Raw genomic sequence first — 4951 nt, 5'->3', positions numbered from 1 at the left:
TAGACGGGCGCTATTCTCGGACAGCCTCCTAGCATCTATTTCACACGCATAACGAATTAAAGCGTACGCTGTACTTCAATCGTCTTGTAAACCTCGATTTTGTCACCAGGCTTAACGTCGTTGTAGCTCTTAACGGCGATACCACACTCCATACCGTTACGAACTTCGCTGACATCATCCTTGTAACGACGCAGAGACTCCAGCTCACCTTCGTAGATCACCACGTTATCACGCAGTACACGAATACGGTCGTTGCGGTACACGGTACCTTCAATCACCATACAGCCAGCCACAGCGCCAAACTTCGGTGATCGGAATACTTCACGAACTTCGGCGGTACCCACGATCTGTTCACGGGTATCGGAGCCCAGCATACCGGTCAGCGCTTTCTTAACGTCATCAATAATGTCGTAGATAACACTGTAGTAACGCAAATCCAGCTCTTCAGTCTCTACCACTTTACGGGCAGAAGCATCGGCACGAACGTTAAAGCCGACGATAACTGCGTTGGAAGCCAGGGCCAGGTTAGCATCGGTTTCGGTAATACCACCAACACCACCCGAGATAACTCTTACTTCGACCTCTTCGTTGCCCTGCTCTTCCAGCGAAGCGGTCAGAGCCTCCAGGGAGCCTCGTACGTCAGCCTTGAGCACGATGTTGAGCGTCTTCTTATCTTCAGTACCCATTCTGGAGAACATATTCTCCAGTTTGGAAGCCTGCTGACGAGCCAGCTTAACTTCGCGGAATTTACCCTGACGGAACAAGGCAATTTCACGGGCTTTACGCTCATCGCGAACCACCAGCATTTCGTCACCGGCATCCGGCGTACCATCCAGGCCCAGAATCTCTACCGGGATAGAAGGACCCGCTTCTTTGATGGGCTGACCGTTCTCATCCAGCATCGCACGAACACGACCGTACTGTTGTCCCACCAGAATATTATCACCCTGATTCAGCTTACCACCCTGAACCAGAACGGTTGCCACAGGACCACGGCCTTTATCCAGTCGGGACTCAACAACGACGCCGCGGGCAGGCCCTTCATCCGGAGCAGTCAGCTCAAGTACTTCGGCCTGAAGAATAACCGCTTCCAGCAGATCTTCGACACCCTCACCGGTCAGGGCGGACACTGGCATAAACTGCGTATCGCCACCCCACTCTTCAGGAATAACGTCACGGGCAGACAGCTCGTTTTTCACCCTATCCGGATCCGCTTCCGGCTTATCCATCTTGTTCACGGCAACCACGATAGGTACGCCAGCCGCTTTCGCGTGTTGCACCGCTTCTTCGGTCTGGGGCATAACACCATCGTCTGCAGCAACAACCAGGATAACGATATCCGTAGCCTTGGCACCACGGGCACGCATGGCCGTAAACGCCGCGTGTCCGGGCGTATCCAGGAAGGACACCATGCCACGATCCGTTTCTACGTGATAGGCACCAATGTGCTGGGTAATACCACCGGCTTCGCCGGCCTGAACGCGACTCTTACGAATGTAGTCCAGCAGCGAGGTCTTACCGTGGTCAACATGACCCATTACAGTCACTACCGGTGCACGTGACCTGGCTTCGTAAGTAACATCTTCCAGCTGATCATCCACCAGCGTATCTTCGATGGCATCCGCCTTGGTCAGCTTGTATTTGTGGCCCATTTCTTCAACCACAATGCTGGCGGTATCCTGATCAATAACCTGGTTGATGGTTACCATGGAGCCCATTTTGAACATGACCTTGATAACGTCAGCAGCTTTGATGGCCATCTTGCTGGCCAGTTCTGCAACCGTGATGGTTTCCGGGATGGAAACTTCACGAACAACCGGCGCTGTTGGCTTGGTAAAGCCGTGAGCTGCCATGGATTCAGGTGCCATGGCCCGGGCAAACTTGCGACTGCCGCCACGGCGATCATCACGCTCGTTGCGACCACCTTTACCACGGCGCGGCAGATCGTCATTATCATTACGACGATCTTTACCCTTACTGCCACGCTTGTTGCGGGACTTGCGTTCATCTGCTGGCGGCGGTGGTGCATCACCGAAAGAAGGCCCCGCCGAAGGTGCCGGAGCACCACCAGCAGTGCGCGGGCCACGATCACCACCCGGGCGTGGGCCACGATCACCAGCAGTGCGCGGGCCACGATCACCACCCGGGCGTGGGCCACGATCACCACCCGGGCGTGGGCCACGGTCGCCACCCGGGCGTGGGCCACGGTCACCACCCGGGCGAGGACCGCGATCACCGGAACGGGAACCACGATCATCACTTCGGGCACCGCGCTCATCTTTCTGGCCACGTTCATCTCTGCGTGGGCCGCGATCATCTTTACGCTGACTACGGTCATCCCGACGCTGACCAAGCTCTTCCTGTTTGTCAGAGCGAGCAGCGGCTTCATCAGCTTTTGGCGTTTCTTCAGCTGCTTCACGCTTGACGTAAGTGCGCTTTTTACGCACTTCTACGTTAACTACTTTGTTTTTGCCTGAACTGCCACCAGACACTTTCATGCGGCTGACCGTCTTACGCTTGAGCGTAATCCTGGTCGGTTCAGAACCGGTACCGGCATCACCATGAGTTCGCTTCAGGTGGGCCAGCAGCTGCTGTTTTTCTGCATCGGACACAGACTCTTTGGCGCTGCTTTTAGTAAGACCGGCGTCTTTCATCTGCTGCAACAACCGCTCCACTGGAGCGCCGACCACTGCTGCGAGTTGCTCTACGGTTACATCTGCCATTCACACTTCTCCTCTCAGTGGCCCGCTCAGTTACCCGCTTCTTCAAACCACGGTTTCCGCGCCGTCATGATCAACTCACCAGCCCGATGTTCATCCATTCCGTCAATATCCAGAAGGTCATCGATCGATTGTTCAGCCAGGTCTTCCATCGTGACGACACCGCGACTGGCCAGCTCATAGGCCAGTGGCTGCTCCATACCTTCCATATTCAGAAGGTCATCAGCAGGCTGGGTACCATCGAGCTTTTCTTCCTGGGCAATGGCCTGAGTCAATAACTGATCCTTGGCTCTTGAGCGCAACTGTTCAACGATATCTTCATCAAAGCCTTCAATGGCCAACATCTCCTCAAGGGGGACGTATGCAATCTCTTCCATGGAGGTAAAACCTTCCGTTACCAGCAGTTCCGCCAGATCATCATCAACATCCAGCTTTTCCCTGAAGGTCTGAACCACACGACCTGCTTCCTGCTGCTGTTTGGCAGCGGCATCCTCTTCGGTCATGACATTCAGGATCCAGCCCGTCAGTTCACTGGCAAGGCGGACATTCTGACCACCACGGCCAATAGCCTGAGCCAGATTATCTTCACTGACCGCAATATCCATCGTGCCTTTGTCTTCATCGACAACGATTGAAGCCACTTCTGCCGGCTGCATGGCATTAATCACGTACTGCACCGGGTTGTCATCGTAAAGAACGATATCAACACGCTCATTACCCAGTTCACCGGAGACCGCCTGAACACGGGCACCACGCATACCAACACAGGCACCTACCGGATCAATCCGGCCATCATTGGTTTTCACGGCAATCTTGGCCCGTGAACCCGGATCTCTGGCAGCGCCTTTAATCTCAATCACTTCTTCTGAAATTTCAGGAACTTCAATACGGAATAGCTCAATCAGCATTGCTGGCGCTGTTCTTGAAAGCATCAACTGAGGACCACGCCCCTCGGTGGACACTTCCTGGAGCAGGGCCCGAACATGAACTCCCATTCTGAAGTTCTCGCGAGGCAATATCTGATCTTTCTTTAAGACCGCCTCAGCGTTATTACCAAGATCAACAATAATGCTGTCACGGGTTGTCTTCTTGACGGTACCGGAAATCAGGGTACCCATCTTGTCACGATACTGCTCAACCATCTGCAGGCGCTCGGCTTCACGCACCTTCTGAACAATCACCTGCTTGGCTGTCTGAGCGGCAATACGGCCAAAACCTACCGACTCAACCGGTTCTTCCCAGATACCACCAATTTCAAGAGACTCGTCGTGCTCCTTGCCTTCATCCAGGGTCAGATGCATGCCGGGAAACTCAAAATCCTCGTCAGCGACCACAGTCCAGCGACGGAATGTATCGTATTCCCCATTAGCCCGGTTGATCGCTACCCGGATATCCACTTCAGTTTCGTACCGTTTTTTGGTCGCTGTCGCCAGAGCGGTTTCCAACGCCTCAAAGATGACCTCGGGCGGTACTCCCTTCTCATTGGATACGGACTCTACGACCAACAGAATCTCTTTACTCATGCTCTGCCTCGCCTATGCTGAACCAGTCCATGCCTATGCCAACACATCCCTGGCTGCTAAACCGGGATATCCGCCCGGCCTGAAGGATAATTCAGTCGAACTGTGGTATCACCTGCGCCTTCTCGATACCCTCGATTGGCAACAGAAGCTCATGGCCATCGGCCTCTATAACGACATCCTGATCTTCAATTCCCTTGATGATGCCCCGATACTTTCTGCGCCCTTCAAAAGGCACCCTCAGGCGTATACTGACCGTATGGCCAGTCATCATCTCATACTGCTCAAGCCGGAACAGCGGCCTGTCTAAGCCCGGAGAAGATACTTCCAGGGTATATTCGTCCGCAATTGGGTCTTCTACATCCATAACAGCACTCACCTGACGGCTGACCTTTTCGCAATCTTCCAGGGTGATGCCATCTTCTGCATCGATATAGACCCGAAGCAGCGAATTCCGCCCACGGGAAACAAACTCAATACCCCAGAGACGGTAATCAAGCGACTGCACGATCGGCTCGATAAGTGTCTCCAGCTGCGACTGCTTACCTGCCACGACTGAACACCTGCCAAAAAAACAAAAAAAGGGCTATAAAGCCCCATGTATTCGCACAATGACCTGAACAGCCATCACACATCAATTACTCGCTACCTAATAAAAAACCCCACAAAGGGGGTTTTCCGGGATTTGGTAGCGGGGGCTGGATTCGAACC

At 53.8% G+C, this 4951-nt stretch carries 3 protein-coding genes; all 3 read right to left on the bottom strand.

Features of this window, described 5'->3' with window-relative positions:
* Positions 1-56: 56 nt before the first annotated feature.
* The gene (gene infB, locus KDK15_RS20910; RefSeq protein ID WP_257297339.1) at positions 57-2723 is read right to left on the bottom strand and encodes a translation initiation factor IF-2; all 2667 of its coding nucleotides are present in this window, start codon (positions 2721-2723) and stop codon (positions 57-59) included.
* Between the two features lie 26 nt (positions 2724-2749).
* The gene (gene nusA / locus KDK15_RS20905) at positions 2750-4243 is read right to left on the bottom strand and encodes a transcription termination factor NusA (protein ID WP_257297338.1); all 1494 of its coding nucleotides are present in this window, start codon (positions 4241-4243) and stop codon (positions 2750-2752) included.
* A 91-nt stretch (positions 4244-4334) separates the two neighbouring features.
* The gene (rimP, locus tag KDK15_RS20900; protein WP_257297337.1) at positions 4335-4793 is read right to left on the bottom strand and encodes a ribosome maturation factor RimP; all 459 of its coding nucleotides are present in this window, start codon (positions 4791-4793) and stop codon (positions 4335-4337) included.
* Between the last annotated feature and the right edge of the window lie 158 nt (positions 4794-4951).

Origin of the sequence: Endozoicomonas sp. YOMI1 (assembly GCF_024606345.1) — a bacterium.
Lineage (GTDB): Bacteria > Pseudomonadota > Gammaproteobacteria > Pseudomonadales > Endozoicomonadaceae > Endozoicomonas.
Note: the sequence above shows the minus strand (reverse complement) of the source record. Positions and strands in the feature narration are given on the sequence as shown.